The 480-nt window shown below is 34.8% G+C and carries 1 protein-coding gene; it reads left to right on the forward strand.

Annotated features, from left to right (window positions below; all coding sequences use genetic code 11):
- On the forward strand, window positions 1-251 hold a 251-nt coding region (locus BK120_RS36255; RefSeq protein WP_256711119.1), incomplete at its 5' end, for a DUF4265 domain-containing protein.
- Between the last annotated feature and the right edge of the window lie 229 nt (window positions 252-480).

The following is a 480-nucleotide window of genomic DNA, read 5'->3' on the forward strand; positions in this document are numbered from 1 at the left end:
AAATAACATTGATTAAGGTTATTGCTGACACAAATTCACAAGGAACTGTTTTAGAAGAGCTTCCTGCAGAATACCTAAGCGATCAAAAATTCAAATTATGTGCATCGCCAGGGCTAGCTCTAGGCCTTGCGAAAGGAGATACAATAAAACTCCATCCGAGCGGAGATTTTGAATTAATAAAACATGGTGGAAATTTCTGCATTCAAATTTACAACGAACAGCCTATCAAAGAAAAATATAAAAGCAGCTGAATCTATAGTCAAGCGAGAGCTTTCGGGTTCTTTAGATGGATTTCATAATGGTTCACTTGCCTTCACCGCTCCCATCAGCAATGGATTTCATGCCACCAATAATGTTTTCAATAAAATTAGAAATTTATTGAATTCTGAATACTATTACTCTAATATTTACAAAAATCCATATAATTTTGAAGATGAAGAGTTAGTTAGTTGGGCTAGAGATCTGGATTAATTGGTTCGA

Origin of the sequence: Paenibacillus sp. FSL A5-0031 (genome assembly GCF_001956295.1) — a bacterium.
GTDB lineage: Bacteria > Bacillota > Bacilli > Paenibacillales > Paenibacillaceae > Pristimantibacillus.